This window comes from Streptomyces sp. NPDC015130 (assembly GCF_043080005.1).
GTDB lineage: Bacteria > Actinomycetota > Actinomycetes > Streptomycetales > Streptomycetaceae > Streptomyces.
Genome location: NZ_JBIBVC010000004.1, coordinates 479571 through 499571, shown reverse-complemented (window position 1 = coordinate 499571; position 20001 = coordinate 479571). Strand labels below are relative to the sequence as shown.

Genomic DNA, 20001 nt, shown 5'->3' with positions numbered 1-20001 from the left:
GCGGGCGGCGAAGGGGTTCGGATGCGCAAGTGGTGGCCCTTGGCCTCGATCTGTCTGGGCACGTTCATGCTCCTGCTGGACGTCACGATCGTGACGGTGGCGCTGCCCGCCATGGCGACGGACCTCGGCACCACGCTCTCCGAGCTGGAGTGGGTGGTCGACACGTACGCGTTGGCGCTGGCGTCGCTGCTGCTCGGTGTCGGTTCCCGCGCCGACCGCATCGGCCGCCGGAAGGTCTACCTGGTCGGGCTGATCGTCTTCACCGCGGCATCGGTGGCGTGCGCGGTCGCCCCGAGCGCGGGTGTGCTGATCGGTGCCCGCACGGTGCAGGGGATCGGCGCCGCCGGGATGTTCGGCACGACGATCGCCCTGCTCGGCATGCACTACAGCGGCCGGGACCGGGGGGTGGCCTTCGCCGTGTGGGGTGCCACGAACTCGGTCGCCGCGGCGGCCGGCCCGGTGGTCGGCGGACTCCTCACCCAGTACCTGGACTGGCGATGGATCTTCTTCGTCAACCTGCCGGTCTGTCTGGCCGCGGTCGTGATGACCCTGCGCTCCGTGCGGGAGGCCAGGGTCCAGGGCCGGCAGCGTGCGGACGTCCTCGGCACGGTCGCCTTCACGGTGGCGAGCGGCACCCTCACGTTCGGGCTGATCCGCGCCCATTCCGACGGCTGGGCGACACCTCTCACCCTCGGCATGTTCACCACTGCGGCCGTCGCCCTCGCCCTGTTCGTCGTGGCCGAGACGAGGCACGAGCACCCGGTGCTCGACCTGTCGCTGTTCCGCAGTCCGTCGTTCACCGGCATCATGATCAGCGCCCTGTTCCTGCAAGGAGCCGCGTTCGCGTACCTGTTGTACGAGTCGCTGTGGATGCAGTCCGTCCTGGGGTACGAGCCCGTCGAAGCAGGTCTGTACATCCTGCCCATGTGCGCCGCCGCGTTCCTCGCGTCCGTACTCGCGGGCCGCTTCGGCCCCTGGCCGCCACGGGCGGCCATCGGCGGCGGGCTGGCGCTCATCGCCGTGGGCTCCGCGATGCAGGCCACCCTCGACGCGGGATCCTCGGGAAGCAGCCTCGTGGCGGGCCTCGTCGTCGCCGGCCTGGGCGTCGGCCTCGTGACACCCAGTCTGCCGGCGGCTGCCCTGGCCACGGTTCCGCCGGAGCGCGGAGGCATGGTGGGCGGTGCTGTCAACACCTTCCGCCAGTTGGGCTTCGCCCTGGGGATCGCCGCGTTCGGCGTGATCTTCCAGTCGCGGATCGAGCGTGTGCTGACGACCGACGGCGCCATCCCCGACCCGCGCGAGGCGGCCGCCGTTCTGAGCGGCGGACACGCCCGGTCGTTCGTCGCCGGCTGGCCGGAGGACGAACGAGCGGAGGTGACGCACCTGGTGCGCGAGGCGTTCGCGTCGGGCCTGAACACGGTGCTGATCGTGGCGGCGGCCCTGGGGGCGGCGGCCTCACTGATCACCGTCGCGACGGTACGCGTACCCAAGGCCGGCACCGGCCGGCGGCCGGATGCGGCCGCGATCCCGGGCGGACAGGAGACGCGAGCGGACGCCGCCTTGTAGCGCCGGGCGGAGAAGCAAGCGCTGCAGCGCCGACGGCGGCCATGGCGTGAGGCGTCGCTGCCGGCAACGTCCTCGACGAGGCGGTGGTGACGAGCTTCAGGCAGAGCCGACCGCGGCGCAGCAGTACGTTCGCGGACCCGGCCATGGCGAAGGCGCCGGACCTGATCGGACGTGGCTTCACCGCGGCCGTGTGCATTCGAACGACGTCGGCGACGACATCACGTTCATGCCGGTCAGCGGCGCGAAGCCCTCCGTCTCGCGACGGTGATCGACCCTGCCTCACGCCGGCCGGTTGGGCGATCGCCGATCGCCGACCACCTGCGGACCGAACTGGTCACAGACGCCCTTCCGGCCGCCGAACCCTCGCGCGGGTTCATCCGACCCCGTACGAGGGCGGCGCCCTCCCCCGGCCCTACCTGCGCGCCGCGCTCAGTACATGACGGGCAGCTCCTGAAGGGTTCGACGTGCTGTGGAAAGGCAGCCGGTGAACCTGCGCGGAGAGGCCCGCCACCCCGGCTCACGGTGGCGGGCCCTTCTTCGATTCCGAGTGGAGCGGTGGGTGCACGGAGCCCGTGTGTCCCTCTTCATGTGCGAGTGATCCGGTGGAGCCCCGACCGGGCTGAATCCCGGCACCCTCTTGCGGATCGATCGGCCTCTACGCGTGCAGGCGTCAGCGCGGGAGTGGTGGCGTGGGCATGCGGAGTCGATGAATGCGCAGGGGGTGTCACTTGGGTTCCAGGTGGGCGAAGACGACGAGGTTCCCGGTGTAGTCCTTGGCCGCGCGGTCATAGGGGCCTGCGCAGGTGATGAGCCGGACAAGGGCGTCGGGGGTGTCGTCGTAGACGCGCTGGTTCGGGAAGTCGTCCTTGCGGAAGCTTTCCACGGAGTCGATGCGGAAGACGGCGGTGGTGCCGTCGGCACGCGCGACCTCGAAAGAGTCCCCGGCCTCGAGTTCGCCGAGCCGGGCGAAGACGGCCGGTGCGGTGGCCGTGTCCAGATGTCCGGCGATGAGCGCGGTTCCCCGCTGGCCGGGAGCGATACCGGCGGCGTGCCATCCGACGAGATTGGTGTCGTCGGCCGGGGGCGGGTCCAGAGCTCCGGAAGGTCCGATCTTCAGGCCGGTGAACGGGGCGTCGACACCGATCTTGGCGATCCTCAGACGGGTGGGGATCGCCCTGGGCATCGCGAGGCCGGGGCTGGGGTCGGTCTTCGGCGAGGCCCGGTGGGGTGCGAGGGGAGATGCCGAGGGGCCGGCCGCCGGTTTCGACACGGCCGTGGAGGATGCGGGGCGGGGGGTGTCGGTCTCGTCCTGCGTGAACATTCCCGGTCCGGCAAGGATCAGGAGCGCGGCGAGCGCCGTCGTCCAGAACACAGCGGGCGCGACCCATCGTGCCGGACGGGATACTTCTCGGTCGTTCGCGGGGTCGGGTGGGGGTTCCATCACAGACGTCTTCTCAACGGGCATGGCGGGTCCGGGGTCGCGTGGCGAGCAGAGACTACGGCCGCGGCTCGGGGGCTGCCTCAGGGCGGCAGCCCCCGAGCCGGGTGGGCTATCACGCGGACGCGCCGGCGGTCTTCTTGCGGCGGTAGAGGACGAACGCAGCCGCCCCGCCCGCCAGCACCAGCGCGCCGGTCAGGTTCAACCCGGGCCCTGCGAGGCCGCCGCCACCGGTGTGCATGCCGCCCTTGGGCTTCTGGTGCTTGTCGCTGTCCTGCTTCTGGTACTTGTCGCTCTCCTGCTTCTGCTGCTCGGGCTTGCCCCAGTCGTCAGCGTTGACCGCGGACAGAGCGCCCGAACCCGTGTGCATCCCGCCGTACGGCTTGCTGTGCTCCTTCTCGTGCTTACCGCCCTTCTCGTGCTCCTTCGACCACTCGTCACCACTCACCGCGGTGAGCGCACCGCCACCGGTGTGCATCCCGCCGTGCGGCTTGCCGTGCTCCTTCTCGTGCTTACCGCCCTTCTCGTGCTCCTTCGACCACTCGTCACCACTCACCGCGGTGAGCGCACCGCCACCGGTGTGCATCCCGCCGTGCGGCTTGCCGTGCTCCTTCTCGTGCTTGCCGCCCTTCTCGTGCTCCTTCTTGTCGCTCTTGTCCTTGGACCAGTCGTCGCCGCTGATCAGCGACAGGGCGCCGGAGCCGGTGTGCATGCCGCCGTGCGGCTTGTCGTGGTCACGCTTCTGGCTGTGGGCGGAGTCGTCCTTGTCCCAGTCACCGGCCGTGAGCGCGTAGGCCCCGGGCGTGGTGAGGGCCAGCGCGGCGGCGGTGGCGGTGGCGGCGAAGAGAATGCGGGCAGAGCGCATCAATGGCTTCCTTCCATCCGCTGCGTCAGCTGACCGTTGTCTGCTTTCATACGCAGCGACATGGTCCACCGTCAGCTCTGGCATGACGGCCCGCCACCTGAGCTAGTGCATCAGGGAACCAGGGGTAGCGGAATCAGCCGAGCGTACGGAGCCGGCCGCACATGTCCCGATGAAACCGGACCGTGTGTCAGATGTGTCATGCCCTCAGCGCAGCACTCCAGAAGGCTTACGCGGCTGCGCCGGTGATCCGGCGAAGGGCATGCTGCCACGCACCGGATACGGACACTCCGGAGTCCGGGTGCAGCGGGGCGGGCGGGAGTTCGTTCCGTGTCAGTCGCCACGAGAAAACCCGTTCAGGTTGCTTGAGTTGGAGAACGGTTGCCACCACGGTCAGGAACTCGGTGCTCGTACTGGCGAGGCGGCCGTTCTCGAACCGGTTGCACGTGCCCTGGGTCCCGGCGAGGAGCTCTTCCATCTGCTCCTGACTCACCCCGGCCGCCCTTCTGCCGTGTCCGGGCCGACGGGCAGGCAACCCCACACTCACGGGGTCGAGCGCGGCCCGCCGCTCCATCAGAAGCCTCTTCAGGCAGTCTCGGTCACTTGCAGAGGGCGGCATCCTGTGGGTGCCTTTCGGTCAGGGCGTGTACAGCGACGACGGTCATGGTGATCCAATCATCTGCACTCGCACGCCCTGGAAATCACCCGCCGGCAGCGCAAGGATCTTCCTGCAGTCACTCCGCAGCTAGCCTCTGACCTGCTGGAAGGCGTCGGCGAGGTCGCTGTTGGTCCGGGAGGGGTGGCGACCGGCGGCCCAGGATGTGGCCTGTCCAGCGGATCAACACCGCTGCCGTGGGCAAGAACCCCGACGCCTGATTGAGCGCCCCCTCAGGTGATCAGCGCACCACCCACGGATGACCATGTTCTGTGTGTGAGGGAGCACTCCCCGTCGTGCAGGATCCTTGACGGCCGGTCGGCTGAAGCCGTTCTCATGGCTGGGCGGGCCCGTCGAGGCGTTCCGTGGGCCCGGCGAAGGAGAGGAAGAGAGTCCGCGTGGTGAGCAGCCAGGTGTCGTCCACCTTGCGGAAGGTGTCCTCGTAGTGCCCCACCTGAACCGGGGGCCGCGGTGGCACGAGACCCTCGCTGTAGCCGTCGACACGGTATGTGGTGAAGTAGGTGGTGGCGGTGGCCGTGTCCGCGGAGGTCACCGTGACCAGGATGTTGGTGCATATACGGCGTGACAGTCGGTCTGCCGGCCGGTTGCCGAAGTAGGTGCGCAGGGCGTCGTGACCCGCGATGCGGCGGTCGCCGGCGGGCCATTCCCAGGTGCCGTCCTGCGTGAAGAGCTCCGCCACCGAGCCCGGGTCGCCGAGGTCGAGCCGGTGGACGAAGTCCACGATCAGCCGCTCACAAGCCCGCTCTGCGAGCAGGCGCTCCATCGGGTCAAGAGTTTCTGCATTCATGATCAACTCATATCAGGTCGCCCCGCGCTCGGGCAGCCCACCCGCACCGGGCGCCGATTCCGGTCGTGCGGACGAAAAACACGCTGGCTGGTCTACCGCGGAGCTGCGATGATGCCCCCGTTTCTCTAGCGGAGGATATTTGTTCGTCTTCGTGTGTGCCGGGTGTGGCGCCCGGCTGACCAACCCGCTGACTCAGGTAGAGCTGCCGGCTCACGCCCATCAGAAGTACGGGAACGGGATTCAGCTCCCGGTTCTCATGGAGTCGGGCACGTTTGCCGTGGAACTGCAGCCCTGGGGGCTCCCGTGGCGGAGGTGGGAGGAGATCGATCCGGACGAGGCGGCGGCCCGCGGCATCTATGCTCCCGTCTACGCCGTGTCCGGCGGACCTCCCGGCTCCGTCGTCATCGCACCCGGGGATGTTCGCGGCACCGTGCTCGTTCCGGAGCATGCGGGCGGCTACTGCTGCGGCCTCGACTGGAGTGACGGCCTCAACATGGCGTGCGAGGCGTGCGGCCTACCGGTGGCGAACCGCGTCGACGACTGCTCACTGTGGCAGGCGGTCTGGCTCATGCCGGACGCCGTGCACCGCCTGCCCGACGGCAACGCCGACACCGACGCCGTAGTCCTCACCTGGGCGGAACTACGGGAGCAGGGGGCGGCCACGCCTCCGGGCGTGCCGATCACCAGATGGGGTGCGCTGTGCGGGACGGACCACTGGTGGTCGTGGAACCCGCAATGGGAGGCGGCAGCCGGCCGGGCGCTGGCCCACCTGCTGGCCGCCTCGGAGGGGCGGCAGGTGGCCGTCCCGCGGGGCCTGGCCGCGGAAGTGTTCCAGCGCGCCCTCGACACCCTGCTGCCCGCGGAACAGCCGACGCGGCGCGCCGTCCTGGACGGACCCGGGCTGCCCGCCCCCGATACGGACGCCGACATCGTCATCGTGCCCACCCACCCACAGACGGGGGAACTCTGGAGCCCGTCCGGCCCGGCAACTTCGGCATACCCGGTGCCGCTGCCGTTCGGGGTGTGGATGTCGATGGCCTTCCCCCAGCCGCACCTCCGCCTACCCGTGTCAGGAACCATGCCCGATGGCGTTCTCCGCGACGACCCACCCCCGCCCCGCCCCCACCACCCGTTCCGGGCCGACCCGGGAACCTTCCAGCACACGCTGGTCCGATTGCCGGCCGTCCGCAGCCCATGGCTGCGCGAGATCCTGGAAAACCTCACCCATCACATACACACCGGCCTCTTCTGAGGCGCGTTCCGGAAGTGCACTGCTGGGCACCTGAACCCTGTGGGTCGGTACAGTCACGTGCATGCTGAAGCCAGTGCTGCGTGCAGTCGAAGCGAGCGGTCGTACCGTGGACAATCCGACAGAGGAGGCCCTGGGTGACCTACTGTCCGAGATGAACCTGTCGCACCCGTTTGTGATCCTGGAAAGGCTCGATCTGAAGCCTGTGGATCAGCACTACATTCAGGTGTACCTGAACGACGACCTCAGCTACCAGGTCGAGTACCGCGAAGGCAGCGCCGACAAGCACTACGAGGCCCACGTTCCAAGGCTCCATGAAGCGTTCGGTCCGGAAGCGTCGACCGCCAAGGTGATGATGGACTGGGCTCACGATCGCCAGGAATGGCGGGAGGCATTGCCGTGGACCCCCATGCCTTGTCGGTGAAGGATTACAGCCACTCGTTGATCGCCTCGACCAGGACTGTCGCCTCGTAACGGACGGCGAGCTCGTCGAAGCGCGAGGCGACCGCACGGTTCCTCTTGAGGCGGTTGATTCTCACCCGACCGCATGACACTCGCGGTGGTCGACCCGGTCGAAACGCGGCGGCCGGCCGCCGCGAGAGCCGAGCTTTCGGCGCTTGCAAGCCTGGTCGGCCTTGCCCGGGATGGTGTAGCGGATTCCACGCCTCGTTCGGATTCCCCATGCCAAGAATCGGGCCTCCTGCGCTGCAGACGCTGCATGCTCCACCCAGAAGAACCTGATCCCGAAGCCGCCTTCTGGGACTCCCTGTTCTGAGCAAATGAGTCGTGCAAGACGGGTTGATGTGGCGCCTCGTCGTGATGCCGGCCGGGTTGTCAGTGGGGGAACGTAGGATCTGCCGAACCTCACGCGAGGCGCCGGAACCCTGCGCCCGCGTGGAGGAAGCGGGGCGGCAAGGTCGGGGAGCGCGGGGAGGAGTATCGGTGGAGACAGATCTTGAGGAAGCGGTGGCATGGGGGCGGCAAAGCCTGGAGGAGATGGGGGTGTTCGCTACCGCTGATGGTCTGCGATGGGCTGCGGCTCATGGACTGGTTCTGTCTGTGTGGCGCAACGGTCCCATCGAGGACGCGCACGCCGCTCGGCCGACCAACCGGCGCAAGGGGATGCCCGACGGGGTGATGTTCGCCCGCAATACCTGGCTCACCCGGCAGGCGTTCGATGTTCTGGGATCGACACGGAAGTACCGCCTGTACGGCCTGGAGCGGCTGATCCTGGACCGCGACACCGAGTGGCCGGGGTGCGCAGGTAGGCTCACGGACTTCGGCTGGGGATTCCTCGGAGAGATCCAGAAGCACGTGAAGAAGCGGATCGACCAGTTCGCCCACGTCGACCAGATGCTGGGGCCGGACGACTTCCTCGTCTTCGCCGGGGCCCCTCAGATCGGCACTCACATCGATCACTACGGCATGCCGCAGTGGCCCTCCTGCGTGGAAGCGGCCATGCGCCGGCTGCGCGGCGAAGATGAGGAGTTCCATGGCAAGTGGGGAGAGTTGATGGAACGCATCGGTCCGGCGCCCGCACGCGTCACCGCCGACATCGATGCGGCGGGTCGGCTTCTGTTGGAGTCGCCCTGGGAACTGGGCGCCGACGTCCTTGAGTGGTTCGCCTGGAACCCGGTCCTGAGTCGGCCAGACACTCGCGCGTAGCCCTGTCCTACCGCCTGTGCACCGCGGGCAGTACCGCGGACGACTGTGGCAGGGCGAGCAGCAGACGAGGTCCGATCCGGCGTTCGAACCGAAGGTGGCTCTATAGCGGCGCACGGCCTCAGCGGTGTTTCGCACGGGAGGTGCAGACCGCCGGGATACACGAGTGGCGCCACCATGCGGTGCCGTCGTGCCATCGCGCGACTGCCCGGACGGCGCCTGCCACCGGGTCGGCGAGCTGGAGGGAGGGGTGGTCCACCGAACGGCCGCGGACCACGCTCAGGCGCGCTGGAGGATCCGGCGCTACCAGGACTGCCGTGCAGGGGGCGCCGGAGTCTCGGTGGTGACGGGGCCGAGGCCGCTCTGGACCGGGATGTCCCACTCGATCAGAGCGCCAGGGAACCAGGTGACTGGCTCGGTGTCTCCACGGGTGTTCGACCAGGCGGCGACTCGTAGGGCGGCCTGCCGGTCGGGCAGCAGACCGCGTTCATCGGTATCCACTCCGAGGTCGAGTCTGCCCTCCTCGTACAGGTCGTTGCAGAGCCAGGTGTGGAGCAGGCCACAGTCGTGGCCGAGTACCTCCCAGCCGAGCTTGTGCCCGGCCTCGGCGACCCGCCGGGCGGGCTCGCCGTCGCCCTGACCATCGAGGTGGGCGAGCAGTACCGGTTCGTCCGTCCCCCGCGACGCGGATGTCGGCGGCGAATCCGCCGACGTGTTCGGACGGCACCAGCAGGGCGTCCAGACGTGCCTCCACTGGCAGCCGGAGAGGGCAGGGCGTGTCAGCTGTGATCGTGGGAATGCGCATGCGGCGCAGGAGGTCACGAGTGGTGCGCAGGCGCAGCGTGGTGCGCCAGGCGAGGCCGGGGTGGCGGGAGCGCACATGCGAAAGTGCCCGGGTTCCTGGCCCGGTGCTGTGGAAGCGTTCGTTGATGGTGATGACGGTGATGACGCCTTGGGCGCAGTCGGTGCAGATCCGGTAGTGGACCTGGCCGACGACCGGGCGGACGTGGACGAGGAGCAGGCGTTCCTCGCCCGGTCCGGCACGGTCCGGAATGTGCGTGGAGAGGAACTCGATCGCCCTGTAGGCGAGGATCCGGCGGCGCAGGCGGCCGGTGGTCCGGCCGCGGCGGGAGTGCCTGGCGCGGCCGTGGGCCGGTGGAGGTGTCTGGGCTGGGGTGTCTGGGCCGAACTGAGTGCTCGTCGGACGCGCATGTTGTCCGTGGATGAGGTCTCGCGTGCCCCCGGCAAAGGGTGATACCGCCCCGGAGGTGCCAGCACGATGTTGTCGGTCCCTCCGTTGCCGCGGTGACGCCCATCCGACCAGCGCGACTCGATGGACGGACTGCCGAGAACGCTCACTTGTGCCGACGTTCGCCGTCGCGATGCGGGTACCGGGCGTGAGATCGTTCCGGTACTGCGCGAGGTGAGCGTCGGTCTCTCGCAGAGCCGGGCCCGGGAACGAGGCACACAGCTCGGCCCCGGGGCCGGGGCCAACTCCTCACCGGCTGGTGGGGGCGCTGCGATGTCGAGTGGGAACGGTTGCGCCCGTTCCTGCCGGTCAGCAATGGGCGTTGCGGCAGGTGGCGGAGCCACCGGCAGGTGATCGACGGGATTCTGCACCGGGTGCGGACCGGGGTGCAGTGGCGTGACCTGCCCGAACGGTCCGGGCCCTGGACGACGGTCTACGAAGCGCCATCGGCTGTGGTCCGCGGCGGAACGTGGGAGCGTCTGCTCCAGCAGATCCAAGCCGTGGCGGACGCGGCTGGTGAGATCGACGAAGACATCTCGGTCGACTCCACCATCGTCCGTGCGCATCAGCACGCAGCCGGCGCCCGGACCGACCCGCCGCCGGCAGCCGTTTCAAAGGGAGCCGAGCAGGCAGAACACCAGAACGAGGAACCGTGGCAGGTCTTGCCGCCCGCCTGGTGGACGTGGTGCTGGAGGTGAGGGCCTGGGTCGCTCGCATGGCGGGTTCACCAGCAAGCTTCACCTGAGCGCGGACGCCCTGCCGCCCGTTGTCGATCGTTACGCCAGGTCAGCGAGCGGACTGAACGGCGTGCAAGCCGGTCCTGGAGAAGATCCGAGTGCTCAGGCGTGGCCCGGGCAGGCCGCGGCACAGGGCCAGACAGCCTTGCGTCCGGCACGGCGGCCCACCGGCATCCCGCCGGAGGCCGTGATGCGAGCCGGGCCGGCAGCGTCCGGGGAGCGGAGGCCGCGCAGCATCACCGCCAAGTTCGGGAGTCCGCGAACGGCTTCCTGCCGCCGACCTCCGGTTCGGCCCGGTGGGCCTGTCCACCTGAACGAATGGCGAAGTCCGGGTGGCGGCCCGCTACACCGCCCCCGCCTTCGTACAAGCGTCCGTACCGTCCCGGCCATGGAATGGATAACCGCCGAGAACGTCATCGCCGTGGGTACGGCCCTCATCGGTGTCCTGGTCACGCTCGCCGTCGTCTGGATCGACCGGTTCTCGCCGCAGCGCAAGCGCCTGGCCTACCGCGTGCAGCTGAACACTCCGCTCCACCGGGAGGGCACCGACCAGGACGGCGAGATCCAGACCGTACGGGCGGGCGACATGAGCGGCGTGAGCGGCGTGAGCAGCCCCGCCGACGGCTCCACCCTCGTCCTGCTGCGGATCGAGAACCACGGGGACCTCGACATCGAGACCGAGGCCTACGGGCACGCCATCGACCCGAACGGGCTGCGCGTCACCTTCGGTACGTACACGGACCCGCCAGACGGCGAGAACGTGGATGTCCAGGGCGTCGTCGCCACGATCCCGCCCGGCCAAGGCCACATCCGGACCGCCCTGGAAGGCGGCGGCCAGGCGGACGATCCAAAGCTGAGGTTCGAGCGGAACATGGTCGTCGTACCCAAGGTTCCGCTCGCCCGCGGCCAGTACTTCAAGCTGCTCGTCCAGCTCTCCCGGCCCGTGACCGACGGGAACATCAAGATCATCGGCGGACTCACGAACGGTGACCCGCAGAGGAACCGCTCCACCACTTTCGACGACAAGCAGCCCCGGTTCAGCTCCACCGTCCGGAGCGTCACCATCGTCCTCGCCACCTGTGTGGTGGCGCTGGCCGCGATCATCGTCCGGGAGCAGACCCCGCCCCCCATCGGCTGTGCCACCGGCACGCTCACCGTCACCGGATCGACGGCCTTCGCCCCAGCCCTGCGGGACATTGAGAAGGCGTACGAGAAGGACTGCGAGGGCTCTGACGTCATCGTGGACGTGCACGGTTCAACCGCCGGGATACGGAAGCTGGCCGAGATCGGGGCGAAGACCTCCAAGGGCACGCCGGCCGTCGTCGCCCTCTCCGACGGGCGTAAGCCTGGCGGCTACCCGGAGCTGCGGGAGAACATGGTCGCCGCCTCCCTTTTCACACTCGTCCTCAACGACGGGATCCCCCTCGACGACCTCAGCTTGGACGAGGTCCGCCGTATCTACCAGGGCGAGATCACCAACTGGAAGCAACTGGTCCCCGGCCTCGACCGGCCGGTGCTGCTGGTCAGCCGGGACGCCAACTCCGGTACCCGGCAGGTGTTCCAGCGCCGGGTCCTCGACCGCAACGAACCCGCGAACTCCTCGCAGAACTGCCAGACCCTCGACGATCACCGGGCGAAGGTCATCCGCTGCGAACTCGACTCCACCGAACAGGTCCTGACCACCGTCGCCAAGCTCCCCGGGGCCATCGGCTACTCCGAACTCCGCGCGAGCGAGGGACGCAAGGGCATGCACAAGGTGGCCGTCGACGGGCGGCTGGCCGTCGTGGAGGAGCTGGGCGAGTCCAGCTATCCGTACCGGGAGATCGAGTACGCCTACACCTGGGGCGTACCCCCCGCCGGCTCGCTGACCGCCAGCTTCCTCACCTACCTCAGCCGGGGCGGCGGCCAGGACGTCATCCGCACCCACGGCCACCTGCCCTGCGCCACCCCGAAGGGGCTGAGGATCTGCGGGGACGCCTGACGCGCCGGGGCCGCTCCACGGGCCGCCCGCGGAGGCCGGCTCCGGCCGGAGTCGAGCCGTGCTTCCCTGCGTGAGCACGCCGGTCGTCAGCGGTCATGCTTTTCGACCGTCCCCACAGCTTTGAGATTGCCTGATGACCAGCAGTCAGGCGCCGCTACCACGACCCCGGCTTCCCATCGCCGGACGACAAGTTGTCCAGTGGGGCACGACCGACGTACAGATGGAGATCGGGGTGATGGGTTCAGCCATCTGGGACGGCATCAAGGCGGCCGGAGGTGCTGGCAAGCCACAACCGAACCCGAAGCCGCAGTCAGGTGGAGATGAACGGACCCTGCTGCTCATGGGCAGCGACAGGACACGGCCTATGCGTGGTTCCGCCCCTGGCCTCTCTGTAGAACTGTTGACACGCCTGCGGCCTCCCGTGGGGAGCCGGGAGGCGGGCGCGGCCCCGTCCGTGCGGTCGGGGCCGACGGCGTGGCCCGCCGGGGTGAGGACGGGTGAGCCGCGTGCCGTCACCCTGCCACCGGGCTGCGCACTTACGCCAGAGGCGTGCACGAATCAGCCTTTGGCATATGCAGACTGGTGTTCGGCGGCGGCCGGGGAGCCGCTGGTCGGCGTACGAGCCGGTGCCGGTGGTGGCGGCCAGGCCGGCGAGCTCGGCCAGAGCGTGCACGAGTGTGTTCATCCGGTCGGGGGGAGTTCACGCCTGGGGTCCACGTGACAATTGGCTCTCCAGGCGGGGTGTTCGCCGACGTGGTGGACGAGGCGTAGAGCTGCGCGATCGGCTCCACCCGGAGCCTCTTGCCCTGCTAGGGCGTGTTGCGAAAGTCCCGCCTGCCCGACGGCGCCTGGCACGCACGCTCGCCGCGTTGTCGGGATCACCCCGATACATCCAGTATCGGGGCGACCCTCCGCCTTGCGATCGCACGCACCAGACGCCGTCGGGCCCGCCCTTCGGGCGGCCGGCGCTACTTTCGCAACACGCCCTAGGTGTGGACCTCGATGATCGCGGGCATGATCCAATCCGCGTTCTCGCCCTGGTCGGCGCGTCGCCGGAGCCAGATCACGACGCCGACGGGCTGCCGTCCGCTTGATCGAGATCGAGCGACGCGCCCGAAGTCAGCCGCTCGACGAACGCCTGAAAGTCCGCAGCCAGCGGGAGTTCCGTGCCGTGGTCCACGTCGAACCAGGTCACGGACGGCTCCTCGTCCTTCCCGCAGGCCCGGTAGTCGAGAGCAATCCAGCAGTGGCCATCCCCGGACAGCAGGACCAGGGGCGAAGGCAGACCCCACTCCTCAACCAAGTAATACGTGTCCAGCAACGACAACCGGCTGCCGTGCCCGTCCCGTCTGCTCGGGTACGGGGAGACCTACGTCAAACGGAATCAGCGCCACGTCGGTCGGGCGTTTGCCGCGGCCGGCATGGCGGGCGAGGACAAGGACGAGGTCGAAGCTCTCGGGAGCCGGGCTGGGCCAGGTGCGCAGCCGCCCGGACCTGACCGTGCCCGGCCCGCGCAACCCGCAGAGCGAGGGGGTGCCGGTCGGGAGGTGACGCCGCGGTGCCGTTCCAGGAGTACGCAGATGCCACCTTGCGCCGCACGGCCTGACGGACGGGTGGGCGCCGGCGAGTACGAGTGGGCGCCGGCAAGCGCGAGCAACATCAGGCGCGCGAACGTATCAAGCGATTGCAATAGCTAGCGTCTGCAAGTATTGTCTTCACATGTAAGACGCGCATGCATCAAGATGCGGCGTTCACGCGAGGCCGCTCCGGCCCCTCCCCCAGATCTCGCAAAGGCACTCCTCATGTCTCTCAAGAACGTCCTTCCCGGCCACCTCGGCTTCGGCACCGCCCCGCTCGGCAACATGTTCCGTGCGATCCCCGACGACGAGGCCCGCGCCACCGTCGAGGCCGCCTGGGACCACGGCATCCGCTTCTACGACACCGCCCCCTTCTACGGCGCCGGTCTTGCCGAGGAGCGGCTCGGCGAGGTCCTGGCGACCAAGCCGCGCGACTCCTACGTCCTGTCCAGCAAGGTCGGGCGTGTCGTTCTCGACGAGCACGAGACGGACGTCCCCGACTTCGGCGAGAAGGGCGGCCTGTTCGAGCACGGCAACCCCAACAAGGTCGTCCACGAGTGGACCGCCGAGGCCACCGAACGCTCCATCGAGGACAGTCTCAGGCGCCTGGGCACCGACCGCCTGGACATCGTCTGGGTCCATGACATTGCCCAGGACTTCCACGGCGACGCGTGGATCGGCAAGTTCGAGGAGGCCCGCACCGGTGCCTTCCGCGTCCTGTCCCGGCTGCGCGACGAGGGCGTGATCAGGGCCTGGGGCCTGGGCGTCAACAAGACCGAGCCGATCGAGTTGACCCTCGCTCTCGACGAGCCGCAGCCCGACGGCTTCCTCCTCGCCGGCCGCTACACCCTCCTCGACCACGGGCACGCCCTCCAGCGCCTGCTGCCCATGGCGCAGGAGCAGGGCGTCGACATGGTCGTCGGCGGCCCGTACAGCTCGGGAATCCTCGCCGGCGGCACCCACTTCGAGTACCAGCAGGCCCCCGCCGAGATCATCGAGCGCGTCGGCAAGCTGAAGGCGCTGGCCGCCGAACACGGCGTGAGCATCAAGGCCGCCGCCCTGCAGTTCTCCCTCGCCCACCCGGCGTCCGCCGCCGTCATCCCGGGCGCCACCCGCCCCAGCCGCATCGCCGAGGACACCGCGGCGCTGAACGAGACGATCCCCGCCGCGTTCTGGACCGACCTGCGCGCCGCCGGCCTGGTCAGCCCGGCCGCCCCGCTCCCGGACAACGCCTGACCCCCACACCCCACCACCTTCTCCCCCCACACACACAGCAACAGGAGCACCACCATGGCTTCCACGTCCGTCTCCCGCGTCGTCCCCGCCTCCCCCCAGGAGGTCTGGAACCTCATGGGCGGCTTCGACGCCCTCCCGGACTGGCTCCCGTACATCCCCGAGAGCACCGCCCTCGAAGGCGGCCGCGTCCGCCGCCTCACCAACCCCGACGGCGACGTCATCATCGAGCGCCTGGTCGGCTTCGACGAGGCGGAGCGCCACTACAGCTACGCCATCCTCGAAGCGCCGTTCCCCGTCAGCGGATACGTCTCCACTCTCCGCGTCCACACGGTCCCCGGCCGCGACGACGTCGCTGAGGTCCAGTGGTCCGGCCGCTTCAACCCCGAGGGCGCCACCGAGCAGGAAGTCGTCGAGCTCTTCACCGGCATCTACGCCGACGGCCTCGAGGCCCTCCACCAAACCCTCGCCGCCTGAGAACCCGGCCCCACCCCGGGACTCGTCCGGCGGATCACGGCCGAGGCCGCAGCCTCTGGCGCGGCACCCCGCCGCGTTGCCGAAACGTCGACAGTCGACAGTGATGTTCTCGCGGATGCCGCGGGCGGTCCGGGCACAAAAGAACTGGCCGCTGTCGGTCGACTCGACGATCGTGCGAGCCCACCAGCACGTCATGGAGGCCTTCCGAGGGCACCTCGGATCGGTCACCATGGACGTCCGCCGGAGATCCGAGGGTGGGGATGAGCGAGGGTGGGAACGTTGCGGGCGGGCCACGGAACAGGCCGAAGCAGGTCGGGCCCGCCCCGTGGCTGGCGCCGGCCTGTCTGGTCGGGCTGTTTCTGGCCTACGCCGTACTGACGAACTTCACCGCAGAGCTGCGGGCGGCGCTGTGGGGCGAGCCCGGCACCGTGACCGAAGCCGACTGCCGGACGTACGACAACACCGTGGCCAACGCGGGAACGTCGACGTCCTGCTCAGGCACCTTCACCCCCGACGACGGCGGCTCGTCGTTCGACGTCCTCGTCGCGGGCGACATCGATTCGCAACCGGTCCGCGCGTGGCTGGTGGACGGTACATCCGGTACCGCGTACATCTCGCCAACGGTGTGGGCCGGGGTGCTCCCGGTGGGACTGGCCTTCCTCCTGGCCGGCCTCCCCGCGGCGGTGACGGTGACGCGTGTGCGTCGCGTCCACGCAACGTCCTGGAGAGCCCCTTCACGGATCAGTCCCAGATTCGAGTGCGTGATCGGCGACGAACACGACGGGTACAGCGAGCAGTCACCTGGCTCGACATCGACAGGCCGGGCCTGTGGCCGTGGAGGCTGGCCGCGACCGGGGGCCCAGCTCCCTCCGTGCGCTCCGCAGCGGCGCCGCCTGCCACAAGTCGTCCGCCATCTACGCTGCTCAGCCCCCCAAGTAGGGCACTCAGCCATCAACTGACAGCGCTCAGTCACCTCACGCCCAGCGCCGGGGCGAGTCTTCGACTGGCCGGAGAAATCGAACACATGTTTTACTGAAGGGGTGGAGCGCACCCCCTTCCCTCATGACCTCATCCGCACCCAGACGGCATGGGCGGAGACCTACGCCGCGCTGGCGAGGGCGGGCACCGGCAGCACGACGGCCCTGCGACGGCGGCTCTTGCAGCTGTCCGTACGGCTGTGGTGGCACCCGTACTGGGACACGCCGTCCGTCGGCCCGGCGGACCGGGTCGCGCTGCGCGAGCTGGTCCACACCGACCGCGGGAAAAGGGTGCGAGCAGCATGGCCGAGAGCGTGATCATGCTCGTGCGATGCCGTCCGGACGTCGAGTCTGAGGAGTACCAGACCGTCCTCGACCTTCTTACGAACGTCACCCCCCCGTCGCCCAGCCCCTCCCGCCCACGGCGCTCCTCGCGCAGATCAGCGGCGTGCTCCGGCTCCATGACGCGGCGCCGGACGAGATCACCCGGTGGATGCGGGGGCGCACCCTCCTTCACGGGGTGGATGTCCCGATCGCTCCGCGCAGCCGCCGACGCCGCACGATGCGGAGCCAGAGGGCTCGGGCCGGGCCCGGGGCTCCTACCCGATGACCTGGACCTTGTCGGCCTGCAACCCCTTCTGCCCCTGGACAGCCTCGAAGGTGACCTTCTGGCCCTCTCGCAGGGACTTGAAGCCGTTCACTTCGACCGCCCGGAAGTGGACGAAGAGGTCGGCGGCCTGCAGCCTCATATGCCTTCGCCGCTTCCGAACTTCGTTCTGAAAGATCAGGGGTGACACGCCGGAGTCGTCGGCAGGGTGACGAAGTCGGTCTTTTGCCCTTGCGAGCTGCCCTCAGGTGAGGTCGAAGGTGACGTTCACGGAGCCGTCCCAGTCCGGTGCCTCTGTGAGCGTGAGGGTTCCATCCCCTGCCTCGACGACTCGCACCATGATCCCTCCGCGGTCCTCGCCGGGAAGCGCAATGGAGAAATGGGGATCCATCTCCATGAGAAAGTCCCAGCCTTCGCGTTGCGTCGCGTCAAGGGCGTTGGCATGCCGACCGGTTGCCCGCCACTGGCCGACCGCGTCGACAGCGACGGTGATGTCGACGTCGTACATCTCAAGGCAAATCGAGTGATTGGCCCACCATTCGAGGCGTCCCTGACCCACGAATCGATCCATGAGCACACTATGCCCGGTGCGCGGGCCGGCCGGGCAAGCCAGTACGACTGCCATGGCCGTCTTGGGTCAGGCCGCGAGACAGCACTGTACGGGGCAGACCCGATAGGTCCTCGCCTCGACCACCGGCGCCCCATACACCTTCGTCGCCTCGTGCCCTCATTCTGAAACGATCAGTGAGCCTCTTTCATCCTCTACTGGAGGGTGAAACGGGCTGGCCGACGGGTGTGGTGAAGAGGCAGGGCACCTCGTCGGCGTACAGGTTCCACTCATCGCACCGGCGCCCTAAGGAGCCCACTGCAGCCAATTCTGTGCGCGCGGAGAACACTTGGAAGGCGCTACCGGACAAGCATCGTTTTCACGGACCCGTAACTTCTACGCGTAAGGGGCCTGTCCACAACTGACGGTTCCGCGCGCTGTATCAAGGGAGTGAGTCATGAGTTCTCAGGTGAAGGCATTCGGGTTCGGCATGCCGTGGGAGTCGTTGTACGGGTACAGTCAGGCCACTCAGGTCGGTGACACGGTTTATGTGTCCGGGCAGCTGTCTCATGACCGTCACGGCGACTTCGTGGGTGCCGGCGACTTCGAACTGCAGGTCCGCACCACGCTGGAGAATCTGGACCTGGTGCTGAGGCAGTTCGGGGCCGAGCGTAGCCAGATAGTGGAAACCACGGTTCTGGTGAGGAACCTGCGGGAGAACTTCGACACGACAGCACGCCTCCACGCCGAGTACTTCGGGGAGCACCGGCCCGCCAGCACGGTCATGGGCGTTTCCGACCTGGCACTGCCGGACCAACTCGTGGAGATCGGCGCGCTCGTGCGTCTCGATGTGAAGCCATAGGCGAGGAGGCCAGCCTGATTCCTTCGGCTTCTCTCCTCCTGAATAGTTGCAGGTCAGCAGCGTGCGGATAGCCTGGACGATGCCATGGGCGCGGGCCGCGGTCAGGCCTCGTGCAGACCTGACGCCCAGGCCACGAGGACGTCCAGAGCTTCGTCCACGTAGCGCCAGGCTGCGGCCTGTGATACGGCGAACCCGGCACCGAGCTGGGCGAACGTCTCGTTCTTACGCAGGTGGACCAGGGTGAGCGGTGCCTGGTCGAATCAGCCGAGCTTGCGCCAGCGGGTGTTGCGGGTCCGGCGGTGCTCGTACAGCAGCCAGGCAACATGCTCGACGAGCTCTTGCGGGACGTCGAGCATGGCAGGACACGGAACCAACAGGGCCCTTCGGTCGCCGGTGTGATGAGTGGGATCACCACGCCAACGACGAGGGGCCCTGCCTCGTCACCGGACCCGCTGACCAGCCCATTTCACCCACCAGCACAGGATGAGAGAGGTTCAGTAAGAGGCCTGGCCATGACTGGCAGCGACGAACAGGCCATGGCGGTCACCACGCCGGTTTTCGACGGCGTGTACGAGTACGACGGACGTGCCGACTTGCCGGGCCGCGAGCCCGCCTGAGTCGAGAAGAGGCGTCTTCTCGCCGTCCGGCAGATGCCAGTCCGGAAAGTCGCATTCCCGCACAGAGCAGGGCAGTTGTCGGTCATGCTGGTCCAGCCATGCCGATCTTCCGCGCGTTCGACCATCACTGCTCGGCCCGTACCGAACATCCTCCCGCGTGTCTGCGTCGTCTGGTCGCTCGTCCTCGCCCTGCCCGGAACGGCCCTCGCAGCGGGACTGCACCACTCCTCGACGGACTCCACTGTTTCCTGGCCCGCGTTGGGAATGGCGGCAGCTCTTCTCGTCGGCTGCGCCTACCCGACCGTACGCTCCGGAGCCTCTCGCACCGGAGTCCTCGCCCTTGCCGCCGCGCATGCCCTCCTCCCCGCCTGGTCGGCCCTGACGGGAACGCACGTCCCCGCGGCTCGGCTGGACGGGCATCACCGTCTTCCGGCGTCCTGGCACCACCAGCCTCTGGCCATGGCGGCGTTGCACCTCCTGGCAGGGCTCACGCTGAGCCTGCTCCTCCGCAGCACGCTCGCCCTGCCCGCCCGGCCGGCGTGGGCGGCGGTCGGAGCCGCCCGCCGCTGGTGGACACGCCTGCCGTACGCGGTACGCCTCCTCACGCGCCGCAGAGACGCCGACCTGCCCCAGTCACGAGGGTCGGCCCGCCCGGCCGGCGGGCTGCCCCGACCCCGGTCGCTCCTGGCACTGCTCCATCGCGCGCAGCCCTGCGCCCCGTAACTCCCAGGCGGCACCCTGCCGCCATGCCCTCACGCACGCCTGTGACTTCGCATGCCCTCAGCGACCCCGGAGTAGCCGCTGTGCCTGCCCTGACGGCCACGACCGCCTCACCGAAACCCTCGCAGCCGCGCCCGGAATTGTCACCACCCGACGTGTGCACCAACCCTGCCGCTG

At 68.9% G+C, this 20001-nt stretch carries 15 protein-coding genes and 3 pseudogenes; 11 read left to right on the top strand and 7 right to left on the bottom strand.

What is annotated here, in order from left to right; translation table 11 throughout:
- Positions 1 to 21 precede the first annotated feature (21 nt).
- Positions 22 to 1566, top strand: a complete 1545-nt coding sequence (locus ACF08F_RS10960) for an MFS transporter (RefSeq protein WP_392298196.1) — start codon at positions 22 to 24, stop codon at positions 1564 to 1566.
- A 724-nt stretch (positions 1567 to 2290) separates the two neighbouring features.
- Here the strand turns inward: ACF08F_RS10960 and ACF08F_RS10955 are convergent.
- The 3 genes from ACF08F_RS10955 to ACF08F_RS10945 form a co-directional block, all read right to left on the bottom strand.
- Positions 2291 to 2887 carry a class F sortase gene (locus ACF08F_RS10955; protein WP_392298264.1) on the bottom strand — a complete coding sequence of 199 codons (597 nt, stop codon included), beginning with the start codon at positions 2885 to 2887 and terminating at the stop codon, positions 2291 to 2293.
- A 232-nt stretch (positions 2888 to 3119) separates the two neighbouring features.
- Positions 3120 to 3869 (bottom strand): hypothetical protein, encoded by a 750-nt coding sequence (locus tag ACF08F_RS10950; RefSeq protein WP_392298195.1) that lies wholly within the window; start codon positions 3867 to 3869, stop codon positions 3120 to 3122.
- Between the two features lie 986 nt (positions 3870 to 4855).
- Positions 4856 to 5329: a nuclear transport factor 2 family protein gene (locus ACF08F_RS10945; RefSeq protein ID WP_392298194.1), complete on the bottom strand. Its 474-nt coding sequence runs from the start codon at positions 5327 to 5329 to the stop codon at positions 4856 to 4858.
- A 139-nt stretch (positions 5330 to 5468) separates the two neighbouring features.
- On the opposite strand from ACF08F_RS10945, the gene ACF08F_RS10940 reads away from it, so the two are divergent.
- The 5 genes and pseudogenes from ACF08F_RS10940 (at position 5469) to ACF08F_RS10920 (ending at position 12207) form a co-directional block, all read left to right on the top strand.
- The gene (locus ACF08F_RS10940; protein WP_392298193.1) at positions 5469 to 6581 is read left to right on the top strand and encodes a hypothetical protein; all 1113 of its coding nucleotides are present in this window, start codon (positions 5469 to 5471) and stop codon (positions 6579 to 6581) included.
- Positions 6582 to 6642: 61 nt separating this feature from the next.
- The gene (locus ACF08F_RS10935; protein WP_392298192.1) at positions 6643 to 7002 is read left to right on the top strand and encodes a hypothetical protein; all 360 of its coding nucleotides are present in this window, start codon (positions 6643 to 6645) and stop codon (positions 7000 to 7002) included.
- Between the two features lie 518 nt (positions 7003 to 7520).
- On the top strand, positions 7521 to 8243 hold the full coding sequence (locus ACF08F_RS10930; RefSeq protein ID WP_392298191.1) for a hypothetical protein: 723 nt from the start codon (positions 7521 to 7523) through the stop codon (positions 8241 to 8243).
- Positions 8244 to 9773: 1530 nt separating this feature from the next.
- Positions 9774 to 10187: pseudogene (locus ACF08F_RS10925) on the top strand (transposase); the annotation flags it as partial.
- Between the two features lie 427 nt (positions 10188 to 10614).
- Positions 10615 to 12207 (top strand): PstS family phosphate ABC transporter substrate-binding protein, encoded by a 1593-nt coding sequence (locus tag ACF08F_RS10920; RefSeq protein ID WP_392298190.1) that lies wholly within the window; start codon positions 10615 to 10617, stop codon positions 12205 to 12207.
- Between the two features lie 1063 nt (positions 12208 to 13270).
- Here ACF08F_RS10920 and ACF08F_RS10915 read toward each other — a convergent pair.
- On the bottom strand, positions 13271 to 13510 hold the full coding sequence (locus tag ACF08F_RS10915) for an SMI1/KNR4 family protein (RefSeq protein ID WP_392298263.1): 240 nt from the start codon (positions 13508 to 13510) through the stop codon (positions 13271 to 13273).
- A gap of 499 nt (positions 13511 to 14009) precedes the next feature.
- Here ACF08F_RS10915 and ACF08F_RS10910 point away from each other — a divergent pair, with 499 nt between their 5' ends.
- From ACF08F_RS10910 to ACF08F_RS10900, 3 genes are all read left to right on the top strand, one after another.
- The gene (locus ACF08F_RS10910; RefSeq protein WP_392298189.1) at positions 14010 to 15020 is read left to right on the top strand and encodes an aldo/keto reductase; all 1011 of its coding nucleotides are present in this window, start codon (positions 14010 to 14012) and stop codon (positions 15018 to 15020) included.
- A gap of 54 nt (positions 15021 to 15074) precedes the next feature.
- Positions 15075 to 15494, top strand: a complete 420-nt coding sequence (locus ACF08F_RS10905) for an SRPBCC family protein (RefSeq protein WP_392298188.1) — start codon at positions 15075 to 15077, stop codon at positions 15492 to 15494.
- 1040 nt (positions 15495 to 16534) lie between these two features.
- Complete coding sequence (locus ACF08F_RS10900; protein WP_392298187.1) at positions 16535 to 16789, top strand: hypothetical protein; 255 nt, start codon at positions 16535 to 16537, stop codon at positions 16787 to 16789.
- A 281-nt stretch (positions 16790 to 17070) separates the two neighbouring features.
- Here ACF08F_RS10900 and ACF08F_RS10895 read toward each other — a convergent pair.
- Together ACF08F_RS10895 and ACF08F_RS10890 are read right to left on the bottom strand one after the other, a co-directional pair.
- Positions 17071 to 17202: pseudogene (locus ACF08F_RS10895) on the bottom strand (cold-shock protein); the annotation flags it as partial.
- A gap of 120 nt (positions 17203 to 17322) precedes the next feature.
- Positions 17323 to 17649: a hypothetical protein gene (locus ACF08F_RS10890; RefSeq protein ID WP_392298186.1), complete on the bottom strand. Its 327-nt coding sequence runs from the start codon at positions 17647 to 17649 to the stop codon at positions 17323 to 17325.
- 433 nt (positions 17650 to 18082) lie between these two features.
- Between ACF08F_RS10890 and ACF08F_RS10885 the strand changes: the two genes are divergently transcribed.
- Positions 18083 to 18487 carry a RidA family protein gene (locus ACF08F_RS10885; protein ID WP_392298185.1) on the top strand — a complete coding sequence of 135 codons (405 nt, stop codon included), beginning with the start codon at positions 18083 to 18085 and terminating at the stop codon, positions 18485 to 18487.
- A gap of 104 nt (positions 18488 to 18591) precedes the next feature.
- Here ACF08F_RS10885 and ACF08F_RS10880 read toward each other — a convergent pair.
- A pseudogene (locus ACF08F_RS10880) lies at positions 18592 to 18902 on the bottom strand (transposase family protein); the annotation flags it as partial.
- A gap of 661 nt (positions 18903 to 19563) precedes the next feature.
- On the opposite strand from ACF08F_RS10880, the gene ACF08F_RS10875 reads away from it, so the two are divergent.
- On the top strand, positions 19564 to 19827 hold the full coding sequence (locus tag ACF08F_RS10875) for a hypothetical protein (RefSeq protein ID WP_392298184.1): 264 nt from the start codon (positions 19564 to 19566) through the stop codon (positions 19825 to 19827).
- Positions 19828 to 20001: the final 174 nt, after the last annotated feature.

What these genes read in the sequence shown, in the direction of transcription:
- ACF08F_RS10920 (WP_392298190.1), top strand. Translation starts at nt 10,615, where the DNA reads ATGGAATGGATAACCGCCGAGAACGTCATCGCCGTGGGTACGGCCCTC.
- ACF08F_RS10875 (WP_392298184.1), top strand. Translation starts at nt 19,564, where the DNA reads ATGGCGGCGTTGCACCTCCTGGCAGGGCTCACGCTGAGCCTGCTCCTC.
- ACF08F_RS10910 (WP_392298189.1), top strand. Translation starts at nt 14,010, where the DNA reads ATGTCTCTCAAGAACGTCCTTCCCGGCCACCTCGGCTTCGGCACCGCC.
- ACF08F_RS10885 (WP_392298185.1), top strand. Translation starts at nt 18,083, where the DNA reads ATGAGTTCTCAGGTGAAGGCATTCGGGTTCGGCATGCCGTGGGAGTCG.
- ACF08F_RS10905 (WP_392298188.1), top strand. Translation starts at nt 15,075, where the DNA reads ATGGCTTCCACGTCCGTCTCCCGCGTCGTCCCCGCCTCCCCCCAGGAG.
- ACF08F_RS10960 (WP_392298196.1), top strand. Translation starts at nt 22, where the DNA reads ATGCGCAAGTGGTGGCCCTTGGCCTCGATCTGTCTGGGCACGTTCATG.
- ACF08F_RS10945 (WP_392298194.1), bottom strand. Translation starts at nt 5,329, where the DNA reads ATGAATGCAGAAACTCTTGACCCGATGGAGCGCCTGCTCGCAGAGCGG.
- ACF08F_RS10935 (WP_392298192.1), top strand. Translation starts at nt 6,643, where the DNA reads ATGCTGAAGCCAGTGCTGCGTGCAGTCGAAGCGAGCGGTCGTACCGTG.
- ACF08F_RS10950 (WP_392298195.1), bottom strand. Translation starts at nt 3,869, where the DNA reads ATGCGCTCTGCCCGCATTCTCTTCGCCGCCACCGCCACCGCCGCCGCG.
- ACF08F_RS10955 (WP_392298264.1), bottom strand. Translation starts at nt 2,887, where the DNA reads ATGTTCACGCAGGACGAGACCGACACCCCCCGCCCCGCATCCTCCACG.
- ACF08F_RS10890 (WP_392298186.1), bottom strand. Translation starts at nt 17,649, where the DNA reads ATGGATCGATTCGTGGGTCAGGGACGCCTCGAATGGTGGGCCAATCAC.